We start from the raw sequence: 22,812 nt of genomic DNA, 5'->3' as shown, positions 1-22,812 counted from the left end.
ACCTGGTGTATGAGTTTCGATAGGACGTTAGCCATGTGGGAACACAAGCAAGGAAGAAAAAAGGAAGACCCGGTAAAACGCCGGTGCCATCGTTGCCGTGGCATGGGCCGGTCGCCTTGTCCGATTTGCAACGGCTCAGGCGAGGTGATCAAAAGCCGCGATATCCACGGCAAACCCATTATGGGCCGCTGCGAGGGGTGCTTTGGCCTGAAGAACACCCGATGCACGGTTTGCGGTGGAGAAGGTTTTTTAACTGAATACGTCTGAAAGGCAGCCAAGAAAAAAGCCCGGTCAATGCCGGGCTTTTTCTTATTCAGTTGCGGTCGGTGCCGTGGTTTCCGATGCCTCTGGCGCCTCGGTGCCGGCGCCACAGCTTGCCACCAGCTCTTCATATTGTTGGGTGACCCAACCCAGCCATTGCTCGGGGTTTTGTTCTTCGATGCGGTCGCTGAATTGTTCGAACACTTTGGCGGAACGGCTTTCGTCGACCATCGTATAAGATTGACCGGTCATAACAGTGTCATAGACAAAGAAGGCGATAGCCACCAACAGGATGCCGCGCGCGATGCCAAAGAATAAGCCAAGCGCCTGATCCAACCCGCCAATGGCCGAGCGTTGCACGATCGATGAAAACAGCGGAGTAAAGATGCTGACCACGATCAGAGCGATCGCAAACACGGCGGCAAAGCCGGTGATCACCGACAATTCGCAGCTGTCGCGCAGGAAATCTCCGACGACCGGGATCTCTTTCACCAGCGGAACGGCCTGGGGTGCAAAAATAAAGGCCAGTACGGCGGCTGCGACCCAGCCCGCGATGGCCAAAACCTCACGTAAAAATCCGCGTGAATAGGCCAGCAGGCCTGACACGACGATGATCAGGGCAACCACCCCGTCGATAATTGTAAAACCTTCCATGGCCCTCGCCTGTACTTTTTTTCAGCCCCTCAAGGCGTTACCTTAACCTGCTCCGAAGGTTTCGCCAACAAACCCCACCAAATCAGAGGGTCGGGTGAGTGTCAGACCTGCCACAGTACCGGTTTTGCCGCCCGCCGGAGCGATTGCCGATGTGAAACCAAGTTTTTGGGCTTCTTTCAACCTGTTTTCTGTCTGTGGGGCCGGTCTAAGTGCCCCGGATAACGAGATTTCTCCAAAAATCACCGTATCAGCGGGCAGAGCTGTGTCTTCTCGGGCACTCAGCAATGCGGCCGCCACGGCAAGGTCGGCGGCCGGTTCGCTGATTTTCATTCCTCCGGCGACGTTCAGGTAAACGTCCAACCCGGCAAAGGGGATGCCACAGCGCGCTTCAAGAACGGCAAGGATCATGGCCAGCCGCCCACTATCCCATCCGACCACGGTACGGCGGGGTTGGGAATGCGGGGACGGTGCCACAAGTGCTTGCAATTCCACCAAAACAGGGCGGGTACCCTCAATTCCGGCGAAAACGGCCGAACCGGGGCTAGGGGTGCCGCGTTCCGACAGGAACAAGGCCGAGGGGTTTGTGACCTGCGCCAACCCTTTGCCGGTCATTTCGAACACGCCGATTTCATCAGCGGGGCCAAAACGGTTTTTCACGGCGCGCAAGATGCGGAACTGATGGCCACGTTCACCTTCGAAATAGAGCACGGTGTCGACCATGTGCTCGACCACGCGGGGGCCTGCGATCTGGCCTTCCTTGGTGACATGGCCGACCATGATGATTGATACGCCGTGTCGTTTCGCAAACGTGGTCAATTCATGCGCTGCGGCCCGGACTTGTGACACTGAGCCGGGGGCGCTGTCCACATTATCGGCCCACATGGTCTGAATCGAGTCGATGATGGCCAGACCGGGCTTTTCAGCCTCAAGCGTCGTCAGGATGTTGCGTAGGTTGGTCTCAGCCGCCAGTTGAACCGGCGCGTCCTCGAGCCCCAGACGGCGGGCCCGCATTCGAACCTGCGCGCTGGCTTCTTCGCCGGAAACATAGATGGTTTTGACGCCCGCACGGGAAAAGCGCGCCGCGGCCTGCAGCAGAAGGGTGGATTTACCGATGCCGGGGTCGCCGCCCACCAGCAGGGCCGAGGCGGGAACAAGGCCACCGCCAAGCACGCGGTCCAGTTCTTCAACCCCGCAAAGCGTACGGGGCGGGGGTGTTTCTTCGGTCGACAGATCGGTAAGTGCGATGGACTGGCCGCGTTTGCCGCCCAAGGATTTCTTGGCGGGACCCGCCGAAAGGGGTACGTCCTGCGAAATGGTGTTCCACTCGCCGCATGCGTCACAACGCCCGGACCAGCGCGAATGCGACGCGCCGCAGGCCGTGCAGGAGAAAGTCGTTTTTGCCATGCGGCCTTGGTGCCCGAGGATCGGCGGTTCTTCAAGCCCTTGCAAGGCATTCATCTGCACCGGTGGGGTGCCGCGTCCTCAGGCCCGATGGGCCATTGTCCGCGGCAAAGGCGCCAAGCGCCTATTCCGCCGCGCGGGGCGGGGACATGGCGACCACGCTTGAGGCTTTGGTCGAGCTGTCCTTGGGAGGTGTTTGCAACTGAGCCGACAGTTCGGGTAACAGCTCAAACAGCTCATCCCGCAGGCGGGCCAGTTGTGACTTGGCGATGGTTTCTTCCATTTCGACATCGCGCGTCCATTGGCGCAATTCGTTCTGGATCACTTGGGCTTCTTCGAGACGCTTCTGGAACAGCTCAATCTCTTCCTGACGTTGTTGTAGGAAGGTTCGGGCGCGATTGATCCGCACGTCGCCATAGGTTTCGGCCAGTTCGTGGCTGATCTGGCTCATCTGTGCGGCCAGTTCCAGGATTTCGGGCTCGAGTGTCTGTAGGTCAGGGTGCTGGCGCAGAAAGGCCATACGTTCTTTGACCGCGTCAAACTCGGACGACATCATGAACAGGCCGCCACGGTCCGCTGCGTGGGCCATTTGATAGGCGTCTGATATGTCGTGCATGTTCAGGGCAAATTTGCGGTGATTGTTTTCCAATGCCATCATTCGGGCATTCGCTGGCAGATAGAATGCCAGCATGAGAATCAGAACGGTCAGGCCGATCTGGATAAACATCCCGGCGTCTTGCACTGGCCCACCGCCGAAACCGGCTTGCATGGATAACCAGGGCAATACACCCAAGGCAGATAATAATGTGGCTGAAACGGCGAACAGGGCTGCCGCGCAAATGAGGAAAAAAGTCAGTCTTAAAAAGGCATTCTGAAATTGCAATGTAATGTTATGGAGGGCAGTCATGTTCGACGAACTCCTTCTAGAACCGGTACACACCAGGCCCAAGCGGAGAGCATCCAAAACACACAGATTGATCCGCTACGGACCCGAAAACTACAAATTGTCACTGCTCGAAATACTAAGATGATACTCAGATGAGTGTTTTCAATCAATTACATCTGAGTATTTCGTGATCTGCGTGTCATTTCGGTAATGTGGCCCAACGCGAGCGAGGCCAGAATGCAAGCCGTGAACAGGTACAGACCCCATGCAGTTTCGATGGTCGCGTACGAGATGCCTTTGGCCAGAGTGATATAGAGCGCGATCAGAAAGATGTCGGCCATGGCCAGCTTGCCGAGGATGTTCAGAGCGGGTTGGACGCGGGCATCCAGCAGGTCCCACTGTATCAGGGCGGTGCCGATGGTTTTGATGTAAGGCGCGACGAGGGCGAAGATGGTGACGATCAGCGCCAGAAAGACGTCGGATTTCCATAGGGATTGCAGGCCAGTGATGACGCTGATTTCGCTGAGGCCGAAGATCGGGAGTAGCCCCGCACGCATAAGAGGGGCGAACCACGCGATTGGGTAAAGGATCAGGAGGGAGAGGGTGGCGAGGCGGAGTATCATGGTAAAATGCGGGGAAGTAAGAAAAGCAAACCTATTGCGATACTACCAAAATCAAACTCCCGCATACTTCCAGACCAACGTTTTTGGAAATTCCTTCGGACGTTGAAACCTAGGAGAATGAATAGTACCCCGACACCCATATCCAACAATGGGTCGTCGAGCTTATTCATTAGAAACGACATAACGAAAGCAACGACCGCCAAGACAACGAGCCCCAGACCAGTCTGAAACGGAGACGTTTCCATTGCCGCTTCGGAGTACTTTTCTTCAGCGCCCCAGCCAAACTTTTGCCTTCTGAACGCGGCGATGGCGTCTGTGTAGCTTTCACCGGAGTCAGAGGTTTGTTTGAAACCGGGAATAAGGCCGGACAATATAATGCCAAGACCAAACAAATAGGAAAAACCAATCTGTTTAATGAAAGTCGCCAGGTCGCCAAATGTCGTAACTTCGATCACCGCACTGCCTCAATCGGCCCCTCTGCACTCCCACTGATGAACTGCTCTACATAAGGATCACCCGACGCATCCATCTGACTCACTGGGCCGGTCCACTGGATGACGCCTCCGTGCAGCATGGCTACGTTGTCGGCAATCGCGCGGACGGAGCTCATGTCGTGGGTGATGGTCATCGCGGTGGCGCCCATCTCGGTCACGATCTCGCGGATCAGATCATTGATGACGCCGGACATGATCGGATCGAGGCCGGTGGTGGGCTCGTCAAAGAAAATGATCTCGGGCTCGGCGGCGATGGCGCGGGCGAGGCCCACGCGTTTTTGCATGCCGCCTGACAGTTCGGACGGGAAACGGTCGGCCACGTCGGATTTCAAACCCACGCGGCGTAGTTTCTCGATAGCGATTTCGCGGGCGTATTCCGGCGGGCGCTTCAACGGTCCGCGCAGCAGGCGGAACGAGACATTCTGCCAGACGGGCAGTGAGTCAAACAAAGCCGCGCCCTGAAAGAGCATCCCGAACCGGGCCAGAAACTTATCCCTATCGCCCTTAGTGGCGTCTTTGCCATCTACATAGATCATGCCGCTGTCAGGCTTGATCAGGCCAAGGATGCATTTCAGCGCCACTGACTTCCCGGTGCCCGAACCGCCGATGATGACCATCGAGGTACCCTTGGGGATCTCAAGGTCCATGCCCTGCAGAACCCGATTGTCCCCAAAGGCCTTTTGTACGTTCTCCATCCGGATCATAGCGAGAAGAACACCCCTGTCAGAATGAAGTTTGTGGCCAGAATCATGATAGCAGCGGATTCGACCGAGGATTTGGTGGCGCGGCCCACACCCTGCGCACCGCGGCCCGAGTTCATGCCGTAAAAGCAGCCCATGACCGCCGCGATCAGGCCGAAGGTTGCGCCCTTGGCCAGCGACGACATGATGTCATGGGCCTCAAGGAAATTGACTGTGTTCAGCAGGTAGGTCGCCGGATTGAAACCCAAATTTTGGGTCGCAACGACATAACCGCCTGCGATGCCAATGATATCTCCGATCCCGACCAGTAGCGGCACGGTAATCAGCGCGGCCAGAACGCGCGGGGCCGTCAGGTATTTCATCGGATGAGTGGACAGGGTGACCAGCGCGTCGATCTGCTCGGTCACTTTCATGGTGGCGATCTCGGCTGCGATGGACGAGGTCACGCGGGCGGCGATCATCAGGCCCACCAGCACGGGCCCCAGTTCGCGCACCATACCGATGGCAACGATCTGCGGCACCACGGCCTCGGCGTTGAAACGAGCGCCGCCAGCGTAGATCTGCAGCGCCAGCGCGCCACCAGTGAAAATGGCGGTCAGGCCGACGACAGGCAGGGACAGCCAGCCGATGTTCATCAGCGCGACGATAAATTCGCGCGGGTAGTAGGGCGGACGAAAAATGTGCGAGATCGCATCAATCGTAAACAGCGCGACTTTACCAAAGGTGGCAAACAGCGCCAGGACCGCACGGCCCAACCCACCCAGCAGAGAAAGAGGATTCATTCCACGTAACCCCGTGAATAACGCGCGCCAAGCGAAGTGAGGATTTCATACCCGATGGTGCCTGCGGCCTCGGCCAGGTCATCGACTGTCTGGTGACCGTTCAGGATGCGCAGGCGTTCTGGGTCTTCGGGCAGGTCAGTGACGTCAATGGTGACAAGGTCCATCGATATGCGACCGACCACTGGGCAGGGTTGGTCCCCGGCAAATGCGTCGATACCGCCGCCAATGGCCCGGTGCAGCCCGTCCGCATACCCTGCGGCCACGGTTGCGATTCGTGATGGGCGTCGGGCAACCCAGCTACCGCCATAACCGACGGTTTCACCAACTTCGACCGCGCGCACCTGAATGACGGGCAGATCGACGGTTACGACGGGCTTGGCGTCGGCAAATGGCATGCCGCCATAAAGACCAACGCCCGGACGGCAGAAATCAAAGTGGAATTCCGAGCCCATCAGCGTGCCCGCCGTTGCCGCCAGCGACCGTGGTGCGGTAACACCATCGGTCATATCGCGGAAGGTCTTTAGCTGTTGACGGTTCATCGGGTGGTCGGGCTCATCCGAGCAGGCCAAATGCGATATAACCACCTGTGGGTTCTGGCTTTCCATCTCAGACCTCAGCGCGGCCCAATCGGCGGGTTCAAGGCCCAGACGGTTCATTCCACTGTCCAGTTGAACTCCGAATGGGTGACTCGGCATGGCCTGTTGCAGGCGTTTGTACTGTTCCGGAGAGTTGATCAAAGGAATCAGGTTGTCAGCAAAGTGCAGCCCGTTGTCACCTTCCATGAACCCTGAGAAGACAAAAATCTGGGGTTCGGGGCCAACGGCTTTGCGCACGGCGGCGCCTTCTTCTGCGGCGGCGACAAAGAATTTGCGAACGCCTTCTTCGGCCAGGGTCGCAGACACCGGTCCGGCACCAAGGCCGTAGGCGTCAGCTTTGACCACGGCGCCAGTCTCGACATCCGTTTTTGCATTGAGCGCCCGCCAGTTGCTGGCGAGCGCCTGAAGATTGATCGTTAAACGTGCGGTACTCATGGTGCTGTTCATGACATTGGATTGCGGCAGGTCAAGGGGGTAGGTGGCAATTCTTGTGCTTATCGCGGTGTTCCTACGCAGCTTATGGCCGGTATCGCAAGATCATGGCTAAAAAAGGCTCGGACAAGGGCAGCCGAACTCTCGTCATTGTGTCCGACCTGTGATCAACTCGGCGAATGAAACGGGACCGTTGATCCACCTGAAAGGGGCCGTAATGCTGAACCTGACCGCCGACTACCGGGCCCGGGCTGCCGAACTGCCCGGCTTGTTTCTGGACGTCTTCACCGCCTCAGAGGGCGAAGGAGAGGGGCGTGCGGTTGCTGCCTTGGTGGATGACCTGCTGCTTTCAACACCCGATGGAGATCTTTTGGGCGTTTTGGCTTTGGACGACCGCAATCTGGCAGGTTGCATCCTTTTCTCGCGGCTCAACTATGATCAGGACCCGCGCCAGGTCTTTCTGATGTCACCGGTGGCCGTGCGCGCCGACAGGCAAAAGTTGGGCATTGGTCAAAAACTGATCGGCTTTGGATTGGAACAACTGCGCCATAACGGGGTTGATTTTGCAGTGACTTACGGTGATCCGGCATATTATTGCAAAACCGGGTTTCAACCGATCGCACAAACATTCGCACAACCGCCCAAGCCGCTGAGCATGCCACATGGTTGGCTTGGACAATCCTTGACTGGCGACGATGCGCCGCTTATGGGCCCGTCCCGCTGTGTCAGCGCATTCAATAAGCCTGAGATGTGGTAGGTCAGTAGCCTTCGATCTGGCCGTCCTGTTGCCAGGGTTTGACTAAGTTACCGAACCGGGTGAACTGAGCCTCGAACGACAGCTCGACCGTGCCGATGGGGCCGTGACGCTGTTTGCCGACGATAACTTCGGCTTTGGCGTGCAGGCGCTCCATGGCCTGTTTCCACTCTTCCATCTTTTCCAGCTCGTGATCGCCGGGTTTTTCGCGTTCCTTATAATATTCCTCGCGGAACACGAACATCACCACGTCGGCATCCTGTTCGATCGAGCCCGATTCCCGCAGGTCAGACAATTGCGGGCGCTTGTCGTCGCGGTTTTCGACCTGACGGCTCAGCTGTGACAGGGCGATGACCGGGATATTCAGTTCTTTGGCGATGGCCTTCATGCCCATCGAAATTTCGGCAATCTCGTTAACCCGATTTTCGGCCATGCCACGGCACAGCTGCAGATAGTCGATGACCAGCAGGTCCAGCCCATGCGTCCGCTTCAACCGCCGGGCGCGGGCGGCCAACTGAGAGATCGGCAGGGCCGGGGTGTCGTCGATGAACAAAGGGCAGGCTTCCAGATCCTTGGCCGCGTCGACAAAGCGGCGGAATTCGGATTCCGTCATGTCACCCTGACGAATTTTGTGGCTGGAAATCTCGGAGGCTTCGGCCAGAACCCGGCCCGCCAATTGCTCGGCACTCATCTCAAGCGAGAAGAAACCCACAACGCCACCGTCAATCGCGCCTTCGGTGCCATCCGGCTTGGTGCCGCGCTTGTACGCCTTGGCCACGTTGAACGCCACATTGGTCGCCAACGAGGTTTTCCCCATCGACGGACGACCCGCAAGAATAATCAAGTCGGACGGATGCAGCCCGCCCAACTGTTTGTCCAGGTCGGCCAGACCGGTAGAAATTCCCGCCATGCCACCACCACGTTGATACGCTTCGTTGGTGACGTTGACGGCTTCTGTGACCGCCTTGAGGAAAGATTGGAAACCCTGTTCGGTCTGGCCCTGCTCGGATAACTGATAAAGTTGCTGTTCAGCCTCGACGATCTGTTCTTTGGGCTCGCTGGATACATCCACCCGCGCCGCCTTGTCAGAGATATCCCGACCCAGCCGGATCAACTCGCGGCGAATAGCCAAGTCATAGATCATCTGGGCGTAGTCATGCACAGCAAACGCGCTGATCGAAGCCCCGGCCAGCTTCACCAGATAGGCGGGGCCGCCCAGTTCCTTCAGACCTTCATCTTCGGCCATAAAGGATTTCAGCGTGACGGGCGAGGCCAGCGCATTCTTGGCGATGCGATTGGCCGCAACCTCGTAGATGCGGGCGTGGACCGGATCATAAAAATGCTCGGACCCGATGATCGAGGCCACCCGGTCATAAAGATCGTTGTTGGTCAGGATCGCACCCAGAAGCTGTTGTTCGGCTTCAATGGAATGCGGCATTGTTTCGGCGTTCTGAATCTTCGCCGCTGCCTGCTCGATGCTGCTTATCTCGTTCATTTTGTCCCCGCTGCCCACGGTGTTATTACACGCGACACCGGCGTGTCGGCTATCTGGAAATACTTGTGGGTAACTATGGGTAACGCCTTGGGATAAGTTTTGAAGACGCCATAGTTCCAGAATGGATTTGGTCTATTATGTAGGATATCACGCAGATGTCACTATATATTGTTTCCCCAAAGCCGATTCTCAGACGTTTATCCCCAAGTAATCCACAGCAAGTTTACGTGGATTTATTCGCATCCTGCCACTTGCGCGGGTCGTTCAGGAAGGCCTCGACACCATCAAGTGTTTCTTGGTCAAAGGCTTTCTGCGCTTTGGCCTCTGCCAAAACATCCCACCATGTGCAAAGGTGATGCAGCTTCACGCCATGATCGCCCAGCGTTTTCTCGGTTTCAGGGAAAATGCCATAGTAGAAGATCACGGCTGTGTGTCCGCAGGTTGCGCCGGTTTCACGGATCGCATCCACAAAGGACAGCTTTGAGCCGCCATCGGTCGTCAGGTCCTCGACCAGCAATACACGCTCACCTTCGCTCATGGCGCCTTCGATACGGGCGTTGCGGCCATAGCCTTTGGGCTTTTTGCGCACATAGGTCATCGGCAGAGCCATACGCTCGGCGACCATGGCGGCAAACGGGATGCCGGCTGTCTCACCACCTGCGATGTTATCAAACGCCTCAAAACCCGCATCACGCATTACCGTGACCGTCAGGAAATCCATCAAGGACGAGCGGATGCGCGGGTACGAGATCAGCTTGCGACAATCGATATAGGTCGGGCTGGGCAGACCCGAGGCCAATGTGAACGGTTCGCGCGAGTTAAAGTGGACGGCCTTGATCTCCAGCAGCATCCGCGCGGTCAGGCGGGCGATTTCGGTGCTATCGGGGAAAGAGCTGGGGATCATGGTGCAACCTCGGGACAAAATGACATTGCGGGCTGATAGCCTGTCCATTGGGCCAGAGTCGAGAGGGCTGAGCCGCAAAAGAAAAGCGGACCCGCAAGAGGTCCGCTTTGCGCCCTTGCGGGCCGCGCAGGCTAAGGTGGGCTTAGCTGCTCATATCATAGGCCCGTTCACCGTGTACCGACAGATCGAGCCCGTTTGTCTCGGTTTCTGCGTCTACGCGAAGCGGGGTGATAAGTGCAACCAGTTTGATCAACACAAAAGTGACAACTGCCGTAAAGGCACCCACAATCACCAGCCCGCCAATCTGGGCAGTCCAAGCGCCCAAACCGAATACGGCGATCATCAGCGTGCCAAAGATGCCGCCCACGCCGTGAACGGCAAAGACGTCCAGCGTGTCGTCGATCTTGGCGATGTTGCGGATGACGTTGACCGCCTCCTGACATAGGACACCTGCGACTGCACCGATGATTAGCGCCTGCACCGGATCGACATAGCCCGAGGCCGGGGTGATCGAGGCCAGACCGGCGATTGTGCCGGTGACCAGCCCCACCATCGAGGCTTTGCCGTATTTGATGCGTTCGTACAGCGCCCATGTCAGTGACGCGGTCGCCGCCGAGATATGCGTGACAGTCATCGCCATCGCCGCACCACCATCAGCGACCAGTTGCGAGCCGCCATTGAAACCGAACCAGCCGACCCACAACATCGCGGCACCAATCATGACAAAGCCGGGGTTGTGCGGCGGCGTCGTGCGATTGCGGCGTGGTCCAAGTGCAATGGCGATGATCAGTGCAGCCAGACCGGCGGTTTCATGGACAACGATGCCACCCGCAAAGTCGCGGACACCCACCTCACCAAGAATGCCACCATCGGTCAGCATGCCGCCGCCCCAAATCCAATGCACCACGGGCGCGTAGCACAGCAACATCCACAGGGCTGAGAATGTCAGGACAAACCCAAACCCCACACGTTCGACATAGGCCCCAACGATCAGGGCTGGGGTGATGATGGCAAAGGTCATCTGGAAGGCAAAAAACAGGACTTCTGGCAGGGTGCCCGACAGGCTGTCGGCGTCGACACCGTTCAAAAACGCTTTGCCCAGCCCGCCCCAAAGGCCCGACCCACCGTCGCCAAATGCGATGGAATAGCCTGCGACCAGCCACAGGATGCTCATCAAACAGGCGATGCTGAAACAGTGCATGAAGACGCTCAGCACGTTGCGGGCGCGCACTAGGCCGCCGTAGAACAGGGCCAGGCCCGGCAATGTCATGAACAGGACTAGGGCGGTTGCCACTATGATCCAGGCGGTATCGGCTCCATTCATCAGCCGGTCTCCTTTTTTGCGTCTTTTACGTGCGTGGAAGGGGTTGAAGCCGACAGCAGTCGCGGAAAAAAGAGGCAGACGCGGTTTTAGCGCCTGATTAACGGGCTTTTGGCCAAGCGGTGATAAAACAGGCACCTGATGGTGCTGGATGCCCAAAAATTAAACAACTTGGGAAAGGTGCGTTGGCGCAGATCTACTGGTGTCATTAGGGAAACCGACGTGTAAGCGGGTGTCAGGCCCGCCAACGTATGACCCATTAGAAAGCGACCTGCGCTAAGGGATTGCTTGTCTTGGTTGAAAGCGGCTTCTAAAGTCGGTTGCGACGACAGGAGGGGCCGGAATGACGGTGGAGTTGGCAGGACCACGCATCCAGAATTTGGATAAAGTCCTGGAGGGCATCAGTGACATTCACGGCACAGGCTTGTTTGCGCGGTCCGATATCCAAACCGGCGCGGTTTTGGGGTATTTGGACGGCCAAATCGTCGATTATGATCGTCATCCCACGGTTCGCGATCTGGAGTGGAACGGGGTTGGCGGAAGCAAGGTACTCTGCCGCCCATTTGCCACCCAATACGCTTTGATTAACCATTCGTTTACCCCCAATCTTTCAATACTCAGAACCGATTGGGCCATTGTGGCCTGCAAGGATATTCGTGAAGGAGAAGAATTGACGCTTGATTACCTCGAGCATGGCGTTCCCGAAACCTATCTAAATTCTCCACACGGAAATTACCTGCGTAACAATTGAAAATATGTTCACTCATCATCTTATTCATCCAGTGCATCTGGAAACCGAGACCCGTATCCGGCTGTCCTCTGTCATTCGAGAAATTGTCCTTTTAAGACCAGTGCTTTGCGGTAAAGCGGCCGAGGAGATCTTGGAGAACAGGCTTAACGCAAACCATACTGATGAATTACACGCATTCTCTGGCAACGCCTTCACAAAAAGTCTGACTGAACTGCGTCGCAATGCCTGCCTTGAGTGGGATCTGTCGGATCTGGTGACATCCCCGGAACCCCATTGCGACGCGTGGTATTTCAAACTTCTGCTGATGGTTTCTGGTGATATGTGTCTGGTCTATGGCGCGAGTTTCTCGGATCTTGCGCACTTGCCCGAAAACCCGCGGCCTTACTACCGCGACCACACGCTTCCCGAAGTTACAGAACTGGTCGACGCACTGGTTTCCGTTTTGCAGCTTCGCGTTGGATCGCGGCTTGAGGCTGATCTGGACACATCCATTCAAGTCGTCCTTGGTGGGGTGGACACGGCACCATTCCATGAACGCCTTTCGAAGTTGTTCGAAGAGGAAGGGCTGGTATTGGAAGAATGCGAGATGTCGGCGGCAGAAAATGGGGATTGGACCATCTACGGAGGCTGGAGTTATTCCGCCATCGTTCGCAAAGACCTGGCCGAGGAATTCTATTTCGTTGCGCTGATGTTCAGGTTGCAGCTGGACTGGATCAAAGCGCGCCGTATTCGCAACAAGATCGTCAATACTGCGGATGAGCGCGCCGAATCCTATCACGGAAGCAAAATTGGCGAACTCAATACCGCCCTAAATGAGTTAATCTTTTTCCTACAGGTGGCCCGTCAAAGGCGGGCTGATTACCGGGCGAACCTGAAGCCCTGGCTTGCCCGGTGTTACGATTCGACCAACACGCGCTGGCAAATCGAAGATAACTTTGACAGCCTTTACAAAGCGGCCTGTGATTTTCGGAATTATGTCGGTTTTATCAGCGACGAAAAATCCAAGCTGCAACTCGAGATACAGTCAAAACTGCTGTATTTCATCGCCGGTCTGGACACATTGGCGATATCTTCTTTTGCCATGACGTTGCTGTCTTTTCGGCGCGGTGACAGCCCTGTGTTGCCCGGCTGGATTCACCAATATGGCCCAAAGCTGCTGTTGTTTCTTGTGGCGTCGAATGTCGTTCTTTTGCTGGTGATTTTCGTGCTGGGCTTCATTCGAAAAAGATAAGCAGTTTTGGCGCCACATTAAGAAAACGCGACAAGCCCTTGTGCTAGCAGTGCCAAAGCATGATCTCTCGCGGCCACGCGCACGTTGTCCCGACCCAATGCACCAAATTCGACGGTCTCGGTCAGCGTAGAATGGCCTTTCGCGGCCAATCCAAAACAAACACGGCCTTCGGGTTTGAATTCAGAACCGCCGGGGCCCGCGATACCGGTTACGGAAACCGCCAATTGCGCGTCGGAGTGCGCCAGGGCACCGTCCGCCATTTCACCCGCAACCTGTTCCGAAACCGCCCCATGTGCGACCAGTGTTTCGCCCTGAACCCCCAGCATTTGCTGTTTCGCGGTGTTCGTGTAGGTGACAAACCCACGCTCGATTACGGCTGAACTGCCGGGGATATCGGTCAGCGCCGCCGCCACCATACCGCCGGTACAACTTTCGGCGGTGGCGATCATCACGCCCTTTGACTTGGCGCGGTCGAGGATTTCGGCAACGGTCACAAGCCCAGAACTCCGTGCGAGATACCGGCGAGGATCAGAACTCCGACCCCGGCGAGGATACCGGCAATGACATCGTCCAGCATGACACCCATTGCGTCGTCGCGCCGGTCGGCCCAGCCAACAGGGCCCGGTTTGGTGATGTCGAACAAGCGGAACAGCACGAAGCCGGCAATCCAGCCCGGCCAAAGTGCCGTGATTTCAATCCCGTGCGCCCAGGAGGGATAGGAAATTGCCCAAAGCGCGATGAACTGCCCGGCGACCTCGTCGATGACAATCTCGGACGGATCGTGATTGTCCTGGCCTGCCGTCATTACGCGCGTTGCCCAGAGACCGCCAAAGAACGCGGCCAGTGTGGCGATCACCAACAGCGGAAAGCCACCCAGTGTATGCAGAACCCACGCCAGCGGCAGGGCGGCCAGTGACCCCCATGTGCCGGGCGCAGGTCGCAGATAGCCCACGCCGCAGACAGTTCCGATCAGTTGCGCGGCGGTCATGATTTCACCAGACAAACTGTGGCGAGTGAGGCAATCCCCTCGCTTCGGCCAGTGAACCCCAGCCGTTCCGACGTCGTTGCTTTGACCGAGACCTGATCCGCGCTTAGGTCCATGATCCGTGCCATCTCGTTGCGCATGGCAGGCGCATGGGGGCCGATTTTGGGGTATTCGCAAACCAGTGTGCAGTCGACGTTCGAGATTTTGTAGCCCATCTGCCCGGCCAGTTCGACCGCATGGCGTAAGAAAATCTCGCTGGCAGCACCCTTCCATTGCGGGTCTGAGGGGGGGAAGTGCTGGCCAATGTCGCCCTGCGCCAACGCGCCATAGATGGCGTCAGTGACGGCGTGCATGCCCACATCCGCGTCTGAATGACCTTGCAGGCCGCGATCATGCGGCACCTTCACACCACACAGGATCACGTGATCCCCATCGCCAAACCGATGCACGTCATACCCGTTGCCCAGCCTTACATCCATATCCGTTCCCAATATGCGTTCCGCCCGGGCAAAATCCTCGGGCCGTGTGATTTTGATGTTATCCGCATTGCCCGGCACGATGGCCACGTCCAGCCCGGCGGCACGGGCGACCTCGACATCGTCGGCAGCGCCTCCAGGGTGGGCCGCGTGGGCCGAGGCGATGGCGTCATAGTGAAAACCCTGCGGCGTTTGCGCAGCGAACAGCCCGGTCCGGTCCTGAGTTCCCGTCACGATAGAACCGTCCCCGGTCCAGAGCGCATCAGTGACCGCCAACCCCGGCGCGGCAGCAGGGTGGGTTTCCAGTGCTTCCAGAACCTGTTGAATGGTCTGAAAGTCAACACAAGGCCGCGCTACGTCATGGATAAGAACGCGATGCACCCCATAGGGCAACAGCACATCAAGTCCGTTGCGCACCGATCCGGCCCGGTCACTACCGCCCTTGGCAAGGATCAGATCAGAGTTTTCGAACTCGGCCCATGCGTCCCTGTCATCTTCGGACAAGACAAGCACTATCTGGTCGACTTGCCCTTGAAATTGATCAATCGTCCAATCCGCAACGCGGCGCCCTGCCAATGGGCGCCACTGCTTTGGTGTTCCTCCTCCGGCGCGCAAGCCGCGTCCTGCGGCGACGATGATGGCGGCGGTGGTCATGGGGGCGTTCTCTCCGGTGGTTTGAGGCAATCTTTAGGGTGCGGTGAATGCAGAGGCAATCACCCACGTAAAGTTGCCTAAAAAATAGGCATATGATGATTTAGCGGGCTTGAAGGTCGCCGTTTTGTTGTTCATATGCGCTCAATTCGATATCAAAGCCGCAACTGCCCAAGGATTAAGCACGTTGACTCTGCTCCTCGCTGACAAAGCCCTGAACCCGCCGGTCTTGCTGGCACCGATGGCCGGAATCACCGACCGTCCGTTTCGCGATCTAGTGATGCGTTTTGGCGCGGGCATGGTCGTGAGCGAAATGGTCGCCAGCCAGGAGATGGTTCAGGCCAAGCCTGGCGTGCGGGAGCGGGCCGAACTTTCGGCAGATGTTGAGAACACCGCCGTTCAACTGGCGGGGCGTGAAGCGCATTGGATGGCCGAAGCCGCCAGGCAGGTGGCCGATCGCGGGGCGCGGGTGATCGACATCAACATGGGCTGCCCGGCCAAGAAGGTGACGAACGGTTATTCTGGGTCAGCCTTGTTAAAGACGCCGGATCACGCACTGACATTGATCGAGGCGGTTGTCGAAGCCGTTAATGTTCCGGTGACTCTGAAAACCCGACTGGGCTGGGACGACAACCTGCTGAATGCGCCCGACGTGGCGAGACGAGCCCAGGATGCGGGTATTTGTATGGTCACGATCCATGGCCGTACCCGTTGTCAGTTCTACAAGGGCAGTGCCGATTGGCGGGCGATCCGCGCGGTGAAGCAGGCGGTGTCGATCCCGGTTATCGCGAACGGGGATATCGTGGATACGGACGCCGCGCGTGTTGCGCTGGATCAATCCGGCGCGGATGGAGTGATGGTCGGACGTGGGGCGCAGGGCAAGCCGTGGTTGCTGGCGCAGATTTGTCATGATCTCTATGGCGCAGCCGCGCCGGAAGTTCCGGCGGGTGACGACCTGATCGAAATGGTACGTGCGCATTATCAGGCGATGCTTGGGTTCTACGGGTCCGATCTGGGCCTGCGCGTCGCGCGCAAGCATCTGGGCTGGTACATGGATGAGGCCGGCACGCCCGCCACCCTGCGCCGTTCCGTTCTGACTGCGCGCGATACCGACGAGGTGTTACGCCTGCTGGGTGATGCGCTGAACACAGATGCAGAGGCGGCGGCATGACCTCGGATCAGGATATTTGGACCTCGCTGCCGGTTCCCGCTTTCATCATCAACGCCGAAGACCGGATTGCCGATGTGAATTCGGCTGGCGAAGGGTTTCTGAACGCATCGCGCAAAGCTGTTGTCGGGCATCCGGTCTGGGATCAGATTGCCGTGGATGCCCCGCTGGAAGAAGCGTTTGAGCGCGCGCGTGAACATGGCACGCCCCTGTTCGTGAACGATGTGGATGCAGGGTCGGGCAACCGGGCCCCGCTGCAATGCGCATTGCAGATTGCGCCTTTGGTCGGGCATCCCGGATCGATGATCATGATCATCTCACCGCGTGAACTGGCCGGGCGAATGACCTTGGGCAATACGGTGAAATCGGCAGCGCAGTCCGCCATCGGCATGGCCGAGATGCTGGCGCATGAGATCAAGAATCCACTGGCCGGGATCACCGGCGCGGCGCAATTGCTCAGCATGAATATCCCGCCGCAAGACCTAGAACTAACAGATCTTATTGTCGCTGAAAGTCGCCGCATCGTTAAGTTGCTGGAACAGGTCGAGCAATTCGGAAACCTGCAACAACCTGATTTCAAACCGGTCAATGTTCATGACGTCCTCGACCGCGCGCGCCGGTCGGCGCTGCTGGGGTTTGGCGCGCATATGAAAATTATCGAGGATTACGACCCTTCGTTGCCGCTGGCCTACGGAGACCCGGATCAGTTCCTGCAGGTGGTGTTGAACCTGCTCAAGAACGCCTCGGAGGCCGCTGACCCCAAGGGCGGAACGATCCGCTTGCGCACCTATTTCGAACACTCCTTCCGGCTGCGACGCAATGACGGGTCGGGACATTCTCTGCCGCTGCAGATCGAAATCATCGACGATGGCCCGGGTCTGCCCGAGAAGATACGTGGGGATATTTTTGATCCCTTCGTTTCAGGCAAGGAAAACGGCACCGGCCTTGGGCTGGCGCTGGTCAGCAAGATCATCTCGGACCATGACGGCTGGATTTCAGCCGACTCGGTGCCGGGCCGCACGGTGTTCCGCATCTCGCTGAGGCGGGCACCAAAAGACGCAATGTAAAACAAGGAGAGCACCCGATGGATGGTACAGTACTGGTTGCAGATGACGACCGCACGATCCGCACTGTTCTGACGCAGGCCCTGACGCGGGCGGGGTGCAAAGTACACGCGACCTCGTCGCTGACCACGTTGATGCGCTGGGTTGGCGAAGGCAAAGGCGACGTCGTGATCTCAGACGTGGTAATGCCGGACGGTAACGGGCTGGAGATGCTACCGAAAATCTCGCAAGATCGACCCGGTTTGCCGGTCATCGTGATTTCGGCCCAGAACACGATCATGACGGCGATTCAGGCGGCTGAGGCGGATGCCTATGACTACTTGCCCAAGCCCTTCGATCTGCCCGATCTGATGAAGCGGACCGCTCGGGCGCTTGAGCAGAAGCAACATGTGCAGACCGAAGCGATCGAAGTTTCCGAAGATCGCCCGGAAGAACTGCCCCTTGTTGGGCGTACGCCGGTGATGCAGGCGCTGTACCGGTTGGTCGCCCGGGTGATGAATACCGATTTGTCGGTGATGATATCTGGGGATAGTGGCACAGGTAAATCATTGATTGCACGCGCTATTCATGACTTCTCGGATCGGCGCACATTGCCGTTTGTAACCGCCACTGCGGCGGACCTGCGCGATCTGGAAGGGCCCGCACGCATCATGGCGCGCGTACGTGGCGGCACACTGTTGATCGATGAGATTGCTGATATCGAAGACGAATTGCAGGCACGCATCGTGCGTATGATGGATACGCCCGGTGATCACGTTCCGCGCTTCATGGCCACCAGCCAGTCGGACCTGACCGAAGCGATGGAGAATGGGCGGGTGCGCCAAGATCTGTATTATCGCCTGTGCGGCGCAACGGTGCATGTGCCCGCCTTACGCGAGCGGGTGGACGACATCATCTTGTTGGCCGATCACTTTCTGGCGCGCGAAGAGCGTGAGCATGGCGCCAAACGCTGGCTCAGCCCTGATGCTGTAGAGCTGTTTCGACGTTATTCGTGGCCGGGCAATGTGCGGCAGCTGGAAAACGCCGTGCGCCGTCTGAGCCTGACCAGCCGCACCGACGAGATTACCAAATCTGAGGTCGAAATGGTTCTGGGCAGCCAGCCCGAGGCCGAACCGATTCTGGGCGATGGTGAACGTGAGAAATTATCGGCCTCAGTTGCCCGTCATTTGCGCCGATATTTCGACCTTCACGGAAATCTCTTACCGCCACCGGGCCTGTATCAGCGGATTTTGCGCGAGGTCGAGGCGCCACTGATAGAACAGGCTTTGGACGCAACTGGCGGAAATCAGGCGAAATGTGCGGATCTGCTGGGGATTAACCGGAATACGTTGCGGAAAAAGATTACAGATCTCGATATTCAGGTGACACGTCGACGCAAACTGATGTAATATCGCCACACAAATCGTGGCATCTGGGTTCTCACCCGGCAAGGACCACGACATATGGCGGTACGTCGCGCAAGCGACACATCAGGATGAGGGCAGACGGTGGCAACCCGGGCACAGAGCGGGCCGATTCCAGCGATAAATCGGTGGCGGAAATCCCGAAAACTGCGCAATTTCGGCACATTGGGGCTGGTTCTTCTGGGCCCTGCGCTGGCGTTGTCGACCTATCTTGTCATCGGTCCTTTTGATCTGGGGGCAACGGCCCCAACGCTGCGCCTGATCCTTCTGGCAGATTTGGTTTATGTGCTGGTCGTGGCCGCCCTTGTTTTGGGGCAGGTCTTCAACCTGATCGCGGCGCGCCGGGCGAAATCCGCGGGCTCCCGTCTACACCTTCGATTGATCGGCGCATTCACGCTGTTGGCTCTGGTGCCGACTGTCACCGTTGCGATCTTTGCGGGGTTGACGGTGAATATCGGTCTGGAAGGGTGGTTTTCGGATCGCGTACGTCAGGTGGTGGGCTCGTCCCTGACCGCGGCCGAGGCGTACGAGTTGGAACACCGGCAGGGTCTGACGCAGGATGCAACCATTCTTGCGCGGTACCTGGATAATGCGCGTAACCGTGACTTTTACATTTCGGACGCGGAGCTGCGCGAAGTTCTTGCGCAAGGACAAGCACAGATTCAACGTGGTCTGCGCGAGGCGTATGTCATTGATGGTATTGGCGAAATCAAGTCGCGCGGGGATCGTTCTTATCTATTCGATTTCGAAGCCCCCACACCTGAACAAATGATTCAGGCCACGGATGACGGCGTCCTGATCATCGCCGATTGGCAAAATAATGAATTCCGCGCGCTTGTTCCATTGCAGGCTTATCTGGACCGGTATCTGTATGTCAGCCGCGAGGTGGATGGACAGCTGTTGACGCTGCTGGACGATACCAAGGAAACGGCGCAATTCTACCAACAGTTGGAAAGCGAACGGGGCAGGGTGCTGTTCGAATTCGGACTGCTGTATCTGGGCTTTGCAGTGATCCTTATTCTGGCGGCTATGTCGCTGGGCATGTGGTTCGCCGAACGCCTCTCGCGCCCGGTGGGTCGATTGACCACGGCTGCTCAGCGCGTTGGTGCGGGTGATCTGAGTGTGCAGGTGATTGAAGAGGCCAACGATGACGAAATTGCAATGTTAGGCCGTTATTTCAATCAGATGACGCGACAACTTAAAGGACAGCGCGATACGTTACTTGAGAACACCCGCCAGATTGAACGCCGTCGGCGTTTGTTCGATTCTGTGCTTAGCTCGGTGACCTCGGGCGTGGTTGGTGTTGACCCAGATGGCTGCGTGACATTCGTGAACCGTTCGGCCGAGCGGTTGCTAGACTGGACGCGCGTGGATGAGCAGCTTGCCATCGGAATTGCGGTGCCGGAGTTCCTACCGCTGTTCGAAAGCCTAAAGGAAAGTGGGCAAGAGGCCGTGCAGGGTGAGATCAAGGTCACCCGCAAAGGTCAACTTGAAAACCTGCTGGTCCGCATGGCGACCCGCCGTGGCGAAGATGGCGGGCTTGAGGGTTATGTGGTTGCTTTCGATGATGTGACCGATCTGGTCAGTGCGCAGCGGATGGCCGCTTGGGGCGACGTCGCGCGGCGGATCGCGCACGAGATCAAGAACCCGCTGACGCCAATCCAGCTGAGCGCGGAACGGATTAAACGCAAATTCGCACGCAAGTTGGATGAAGAGGATTGCGATAGCCTTGAATCTATGACCGACGTTATCGTGCGGCAGACAAATGATCTACGGCGGATCGTGGACGAGTTTTCGAAATTCGCACGGATGCCGGAACCAGACAGGCGCGAAGAAGACGTCGTCGGACTGGTGCGCGAGGCGGTGCTGTTGCAGCAGGCCGGGCAGCCGGACGTGCAGATCGATGCAACGCTGCCGGATCAACCGATATTGACGGATGTGGACGCCACGATGCTGAATCAGGCTCTGACTAATCTGATCAAGAATGCCGGTGAGGCCATTGAAACACTAAAACAAAAAGGCCCACCAGATAACCTGAAGCCACAGATAAAGGTGGACGTGATCAGCGATGACGCGGGTACGGTGATTACCATCGCTGACAACGGCATCGGACTGCCCGAAGATCGGGCGCGACTGTTCGAGCCGTATGTGACCACAAGGGACGAAGGCACAGGTTTGGGCCTGCCCATCGTCAAAAAGATTATCGAAGAACATGGCGGGGCGCTCACTCTGGAAGATGCACCCGTCTTTGACGGACAGGACCATTTTGGTGCGATGGCCGTGATCCGTTTACCAGGGGGAAATCTCTCTCCGACCGCAGCGCCACAGAAGCAGGCAATTCATACAAACAAACTGAAAGCAGGCCAAAGATGAGCGACATTCTGATCGTAGATGACGAACGCGATATTCGCGAGCTGGTGTCCGACATTCTGGAGGATGAAGGCTATTCAACCCGGCTGGCTGGCAACTCAGACGAGTGCATGGCCGAAATCAATTCTGAACCGCCGGGGCTGTTGATACTGGATATCTGGCTGAAAGACAGCCGCATGGACGGGATCGACATTCTGAAGGCGGTGAAACGCGACAACCCCGACGTGCCGGTGGTGATTATTTCCGGCCATGGAAACATTGAAATTGCCGTGGCGGCGATCAAGCAAGGGGCGTATGACTTTATCGAAAAGCCCTTTAATATCGACCAGTTGATGGTGGTGATCCGACGCGCCATGGAAACCTCGCGCCTGCGTCGCGAGAATGCCTCGTTGAAGCGCAAAGAGGTCACCAATTCGGATATGATCGGCAAGTCCGCGTCTTTCCGCGCGATGCAAAGCCAGTTGGACAAGGTGACCAAGTCGAACGGTCGTGTGATGCTGAGCGGCCCTGCCGGATCGGGCAAGGAAATCGCTGCGCGATATATCCACGCGCATTCCAACCGCGCCAATGCGCCCTTTGTGACCGTGAACTGCGCCGGGGTTGAACCTGAGCGTGTGGAAGAAGTTCTGTTTGGCCGTGAATCCTCGGAACGTGGGATCGAGCCCGGCCTGCTGGAAGAAGCGCATGGCGGTGTGGTCTATTTCGACGAGGTGGCCGATATGCCGATGGGCACGCAGTCCAAGATATTGCGTGTGCTAGTCGATCAGCAATTCCAACGTGTTGGTGGGTCGGACAAGGTGCGGGTTGATCTGCGGGTAATTTCATCAACCAACCGCGATCTTGAAACGGAAATCGCCGCCGATCGGTTCCGCGAAGAATTGTATCACCGCCTGAACGTGGTGCCGATTGCAGTGCCGTCGCTGGAAGAACGGCGCGAGGATATCCCGGTTCTGGCGCAGCATTTCATTGAGATGTGTAATGAAACGCAGGGGCTCGCGATGCGTGAGATCTCGGAAGAGGCGGTGGCGCTGTTACAGACCATGACTTGGCCAGGCAATGTGCGGCAGCTCAAGAACCTGATTGAACGCGTGCTGATCCTGGGGGACGATTCTGGCCCGATCGAGGCCAAGGAATTGCCCGCCGAAGAAGAAAAGACCGACGACTCGGGTCGTGTGGTGCTATCGGGTGCGCTGGCGACCTTGCCCCTGCGCGAAGCCCGCGAGGCGTTCGAGCGGGAATACCTGCTGACCCAGATCAACCGCTTTGGCGGCAATATCAGCCGTACCGCCAGCTTTGTCGGGATGGAGCGCAGCGCGCTGCACCGCAAACTAAAATCGCTGGGGGTTGTGACCTCGAACAAATCGGGCGCGCGAGTGGCACAACTGGACGAACCGGAGCCGGCGGAATAA

22 protein-coding genes are annotated in these 22,812 nt (G+C 57.6%); 8 read left to right on the top strand and 14 right to left on the bottom strand.

Annotation, left to right across the window (positions count from 1 at the left end):
* Positions 1 to 309: 309 nt before the first annotated feature.
* The 8 genes from ACR0B8_RS06100 to alr form a co-directional block, all read right to left on the bottom strand.
* Positions 310 to 915 (bottom strand): CvpA family protein, encoded by a 606-nt coding sequence (locus ACR0B8_RS06100; RefSeq protein ID WP_170348906.1) that lies wholly within the window; start codon positions 913 to 915, stop codon positions 310 to 312.
* Between the two features lie 42 nt (positions 916 to 957).
* Positions 958 to 2,319, bottom strand: coding sequence for a DNA repair protein RadA (radA, locus tag ACR0B8_RS06095; protein WP_170396014.1), 1,362 nt, complete (start codon positions 2,317 to 2,319; stop codon positions 958 to 960).
* Between the two features lie 121 nt (positions 2,320 to 2,440).
* A complete protein-coding gene (locus tag ACR0B8_RS06090) occupies positions 2,441 to 3,043 on the bottom strand; it encodes a DNA repair protein (protein WP_226688372.1) in 603 nt (200 codons plus the stop codon).
* A 329-nt stretch (positions 3,044 to 3,372) separates the two neighbouring features.
* Positions 3,373 to 3,825 (bottom strand): paraquat-inducible protein A, encoded by a 453-nt coding sequence (locus tag ACR0B8_RS06085; RefSeq protein ID WP_170396011.1) that lies wholly within the window; start codon positions 3,823 to 3,825, stop codon positions 3,373 to 3,375.
* Complete coding sequence (locus ACR0B8_RS06080; RefSeq protein ID WP_170358756.1) at positions 3,822 to 4,280, bottom strand: hypothetical protein; 459 nt, start codon at positions 4,278 to 4,280, stop codon at positions 3,822 to 3,824. The genes ACR0B8_RS06085 and ACR0B8_RS06080 overlap by 4 nt, the downstream gene beginning before the upstream one ends.
* Positions 4,277 to 5,023, bottom strand: coding sequence for an ABC transporter ATP-binding protein (locus ACR0B8_RS06075; RefSeq protein WP_170358754.1), 747 nt, complete (start codon positions 5,021 to 5,023; stop codon positions 4,277 to 4,279). The genes ACR0B8_RS06080 and ACR0B8_RS06075 overlap by 4 nt, the downstream gene beginning before the upstream one ends.
* Entirely contained in the window at positions 5,020 to 5,802 is a 783-nt protein-coding gene (locus tag ACR0B8_RS06070) for an MlaE family ABC transporter permease (RefSeq protein WP_170358752.1), read from the bottom strand. Before ACR0B8_RS06070 ends, ACR0B8_RS06075 begins: the two co-directional genes overlap by 4 nt.
* Complete coding sequence (gene alr, locus ACR0B8_RS06065) at positions 5,799 to 6,833, bottom strand: alanine racemase (RefSeq protein WP_170358750.1); 1,035 nt, start codon at positions 6,831 to 6,833, stop codon at positions 5,799 to 5,801. Before alr ends, ACR0B8_RS06070 begins: the two co-directional genes overlap by 4 nt.
* Positions 6,834 to 7,047: 214 nt before the next feature.
* Here alr and ACR0B8_RS06060 point away from each other — a divergent pair, with 214 nt between their 5' ends.
* Positions 7,048 to 7,587, top strand: a complete 540-nt coding sequence (locus ACR0B8_RS06060) for a GNAT family N-acetyltransferase (protein WP_254437175.1) — start codon at positions 7,048 to 7,050, stop codon at positions 7,585 to 7,587.
* A gap of 1 nt (position 7,588) precedes the next feature.
* Here ACR0B8_RS06060 and ACR0B8_RS06055 read toward each other — a convergent pair whose 3' ends face one another.
* The 3 genes from ACR0B8_RS06055 to ACR0B8_RS06045 all read right to left on the bottom strand — a co-directional run bounded on the left by ACR0B8_RS06055 (position 7,589) and on the right by ACR0B8_RS06045 (position 11,307).
* On the bottom strand, positions 7,589 to 9,079 hold the full coding sequence (locus ACR0B8_RS06055) for a replicative DNA helicase (RefSeq protein WP_170348898.1): 1,491 nt from the start codon (positions 9,077 to 9,079) through the stop codon (positions 7,589 to 7,591).
* Between the two features lie 223 nt (positions 9,080 to 9,302).
* Complete coding sequence (locus ACR0B8_RS06050; RefSeq protein WP_480658159.1) at positions 9,303 to 9,983, bottom strand: orotate phosphoribosyltransferase; 681 nt, start codon at positions 9,981 to 9,983, stop codon at positions 9,303 to 9,305.
* A 142-nt stretch (positions 9,984 to 10,125) separates the two neighbouring features.
* The gene (locus tag ACR0B8_RS06045) at positions 10,126 to 11,307 is read right to left on the bottom strand and encodes an ammonium transporter (RefSeq protein ID WP_480658161.1); all 1,182 of its coding nucleotides are present in this window, start codon (positions 11,305 to 11,307) and stop codon (positions 10,126 to 10,128) included.
* 340 nt (positions 11,308 to 11,647) lie between these two features.
* Here ACR0B8_RS06045 and ACR0B8_RS06040 point away from each other — a divergent pair, with 340 nt between their 5' ends.
* Positions 11,648 to 12,055: an SET domain-containing protein-lysine N-methyltransferase gene (locus tag ACR0B8_RS06040; RefSeq protein ID WP_170549197.1), complete on the top strand. Its 408-nt coding sequence runs from the start codon at positions 11,648 to 11,650 to the stop codon at positions 12,053 to 12,055.
* Between the two features lie 130 nt (positions 12,056 to 12,185).
* Positions 12,186 to 13,286: a hypothetical protein gene (locus ACR0B8_RS06035; protein ID WP_226688377.1), complete on the top strand. Its 1,101-nt coding sequence runs from the start codon at positions 12,186 to 12,188 to the stop codon at positions 13,284 to 13,286.
* Between the two features lie 17 nt (positions 13,287 to 13,303).
* Here the strand turns inward: ACR0B8_RS06035 and ACR0B8_RS06030 are convergent, their stop codons facing one another.
* Genes ACR0B8_RS06030 through ACR0B8_RS06020 form a run of 3 tightly spaced genes read right to left on the bottom strand, consistent with a single transcriptional unit; the run spans position 13,304 to position 15,401 of the window.
* A complete protein-coding gene (locus ACR0B8_RS06030) occupies positions 13,304 to 13,780 on the bottom strand; it encodes a CinA family protein (RefSeq protein WP_170358739.1) in 477 nt (158 codons plus the stop codon).
* Positions 13,777 to 14,274: a phosphatidylglycerophosphatase A family protein gene (locus ACR0B8_RS06025; RefSeq protein WP_170348892.1), complete on the bottom strand. Its 498-nt coding sequence runs from the start codon at positions 14,272 to 14,274 to the stop codon at positions 13,777 to 13,779. The genes ACR0B8_RS06030 and ACR0B8_RS06025 overlap by 4 nt, the downstream gene beginning before the upstream one ends.
* Positions 14,271 to 15,401: a bifunctional 2-C-methyl-D-erythritol 4-phosphate cytidylyltransferase/2-C-methyl-D-erythritol 2,4-cyclodiphosphate synthase gene (locus tag ACR0B8_RS06020; RefSeq protein WP_170358737.1), complete on the bottom strand. Its 1,131-nt coding sequence runs from the start codon at positions 15,399 to 15,401 to the stop codon at positions 14,271 to 14,273. Before ACR0B8_RS06020 ends, ACR0B8_RS06025 begins: the two co-directional genes overlap by 4 nt.
* 184 nt (positions 15,402 to 15,585) lie before the next feature.
* Between ACR0B8_RS06020 and dusB the strand changes: the two genes are divergently transcribed.
* The 5 genes from dusB (at position 15,586) to ntrX (ending at position 22,812) form a co-directional block, all read left to right on the top strand.
* Positions 15,586 to 16,569, top strand: a complete 984-nt coding sequence (gene dusB / locus ACR0B8_RS06015; RefSeq protein ID WP_226688378.1) for a tRNA dihydrouridine synthase DusB — start codon at positions 15,586 to 15,588, stop codon at positions 16,567 to 16,569.
* Positions 16,566 to 17,633 carry a two-component system sensor histidine kinase NtrB gene (locus tag ACR0B8_RS06010; RefSeq protein ID WP_170348889.1) on the top strand — a complete coding sequence of 356 codons (1,068 nt, stop codon included), beginning with the start codon at positions 16,566 to 16,568 and terminating at the stop codon, positions 17,631 to 17,633. The genes dusB and ACR0B8_RS06010 overlap by 4 nt, the downstream gene beginning before the upstream one ends.
* 17 nt (positions 17,634 to 17,650) lie before the next feature.
* Entirely contained in the window at positions 17,651 to 19,018 is a 1,368-nt protein-coding gene (locus ACR0B8_RS06005) for a response regulator (RefSeq protein WP_170358733.1), read from the top strand.
* 99 nt (positions 19,019 to 19,117) lie between these two features.
* On the top strand, positions 19,118 to 21,406 hold the full coding sequence (locus tag ACR0B8_RS06000) for a sensor histidine kinase NtrY-like (protein ID WP_226688379.1): 2,289 nt from the start codon (positions 19,118 to 19,120) through the stop codon (positions 21,404 to 21,406).
* On the top strand, positions 21,403 to 22,812 hold the full coding sequence (gene ntrX / locus ACR0B8_RS05995; RefSeq protein WP_170348886.1) for a nitrogen assimilation response regulator NtrX: 1,410 nt from the start codon (positions 21,403 to 21,405) through the stop codon (positions 22,810 to 22,812). The genes ACR0B8_RS06000 and ntrX overlap by 4 nt, the downstream gene beginning before the upstream one ends.

The sequence above is a fragment of the Ruegeria sp. BH6 genome, assembly GCF_056538105.1.
The sequence above is the reverse complement of the archived record's forward strand: the minus strand, read 5'-3'. Positions and strand labels throughout refer to the sequence as shown.

What these genes read in the sequence shown, in the direction of transcription:
- ACR0B8_RS06100 (WP_170348906.1), bottom strand. Translation starts at nt 915, where the DNA reads ATGGAAGGTTTTACAATTATCGACGGGGTGGTTGCCCTGATCATCGTC.
- radA (WP_170396014.1), bottom strand. Translation starts at nt 2,319, where the DNA reads ATGGCAAAAACGACTTTCTCCTGCACGGCCTGCGGCGCGTCGCATTCG.
- ACR0B8_RS06090 (WP_226688372.1), bottom strand. Translation starts at nt 3,043, where the DNA reads ATGTTTATCCAGATCGGCCTGACCGTTCTGATTCTCATGCTGGCATTC.
- ACR0B8_RS06085 (WP_170396011.1), bottom strand. Translation starts at nt 3,825, where the DNA reads ATGATACTCCGCCTCGCCACCCTCTCCCTCCTGATCCTTTACCCAATC.
- ACR0B8_RS06075 (WP_170358754.1), bottom strand. Translation starts at nt 5,023, where the DNA reads ATGATCCGGATGGAGAACGTACAAAAGGCCTTTGGGGACAATCGGGTT.
- ACR0B8_RS06070 (WP_170358752.1), bottom strand. Translation starts at nt 5,802, where the DNA reads ATGAATCCTCTTTCTCTGCTGGGTGGGTTGGGCCGTGCGGTCCTGGCG.
- alr (WP_170358750.1), bottom strand. Translation starts at nt 6,833, where the DNA reads ATGAGTACCGCACGTTTAACGATCAATCTTCAGGCGCTCGCCAGCAAC.
- ACR0B8_RS06060 (WP_254437175.1), top strand. Translation starts at nt 7,048, where the DNA reads ATGCTGAACCTGACCGCCGACTACCGGGCCCGGGCTGCCGAACTGCCC.
- ACR0B8_RS06055 (WP_170348898.1), bottom strand. Translation starts at nt 9,079, where the DNA reads ATGAACGAGATAAGCAGCATCGAGCAGGCAGCGGCGAAGATTCAGAAC.
- ACR0B8_RS06050 (WP_480658159.1), bottom strand. Translation starts at nt 9,983, where the DNA reads ATGATCCCCAGCTCTTTCCCCGATAGCACCGAAATCGCCCGCCTGACC.
- ACR0B8_RS06045 (WP_480658161.1), bottom strand. Translation starts at nt 11,307, where the DNA reads ATGAATGGAGCCGATACCGCCTGGATCATAGTGGCAACCGCCCTAGTC.
- ACR0B8_RS06040 (WP_170549197.1), top strand. Translation starts at nt 11,648, where the DNA reads ATGACGGTGGAGTTGGCAGGACCACGCATCCAGAATTTGGATAAAGTC.
- ACR0B8_RS06025 (WP_170348892.1), bottom strand. Translation starts at nt 14,274, where the DNA reads ATGACCGCCGCGCAACTGATCGGAACTGTCTGCGGCGTGGGCTATCTG.
- ACR0B8_RS06020 (WP_170358737.1), bottom strand. Translation starts at nt 15,401, where the DNA reads ATGACCACCGCCGCCATCATCGTCGCCGCAGGACGCGGCTTGCGCGCC.
- ACR0B8_RS06010 (WP_170348889.1), top strand. Translation starts at nt 16,566, where the DNA reads ATGACCTCGGATCAGGATATTTGGACCTCGCTGCCGGTTCCCGCTTTC.
- ACR0B8_RS06005 (WP_170358733.1), top strand. Translation starts at nt 17,651, where the DNA reads ATGGATGGTACAGTACTGGTTGCAGATGACGACCGCACGATCCGCACT.
- ntrX (WP_170348886.1), top strand. Translation starts at nt 21,403, where the DNA reads ATGAGCGACATTCTGATCGTAGATGACGAACGCGATATTCGCGAGCTG.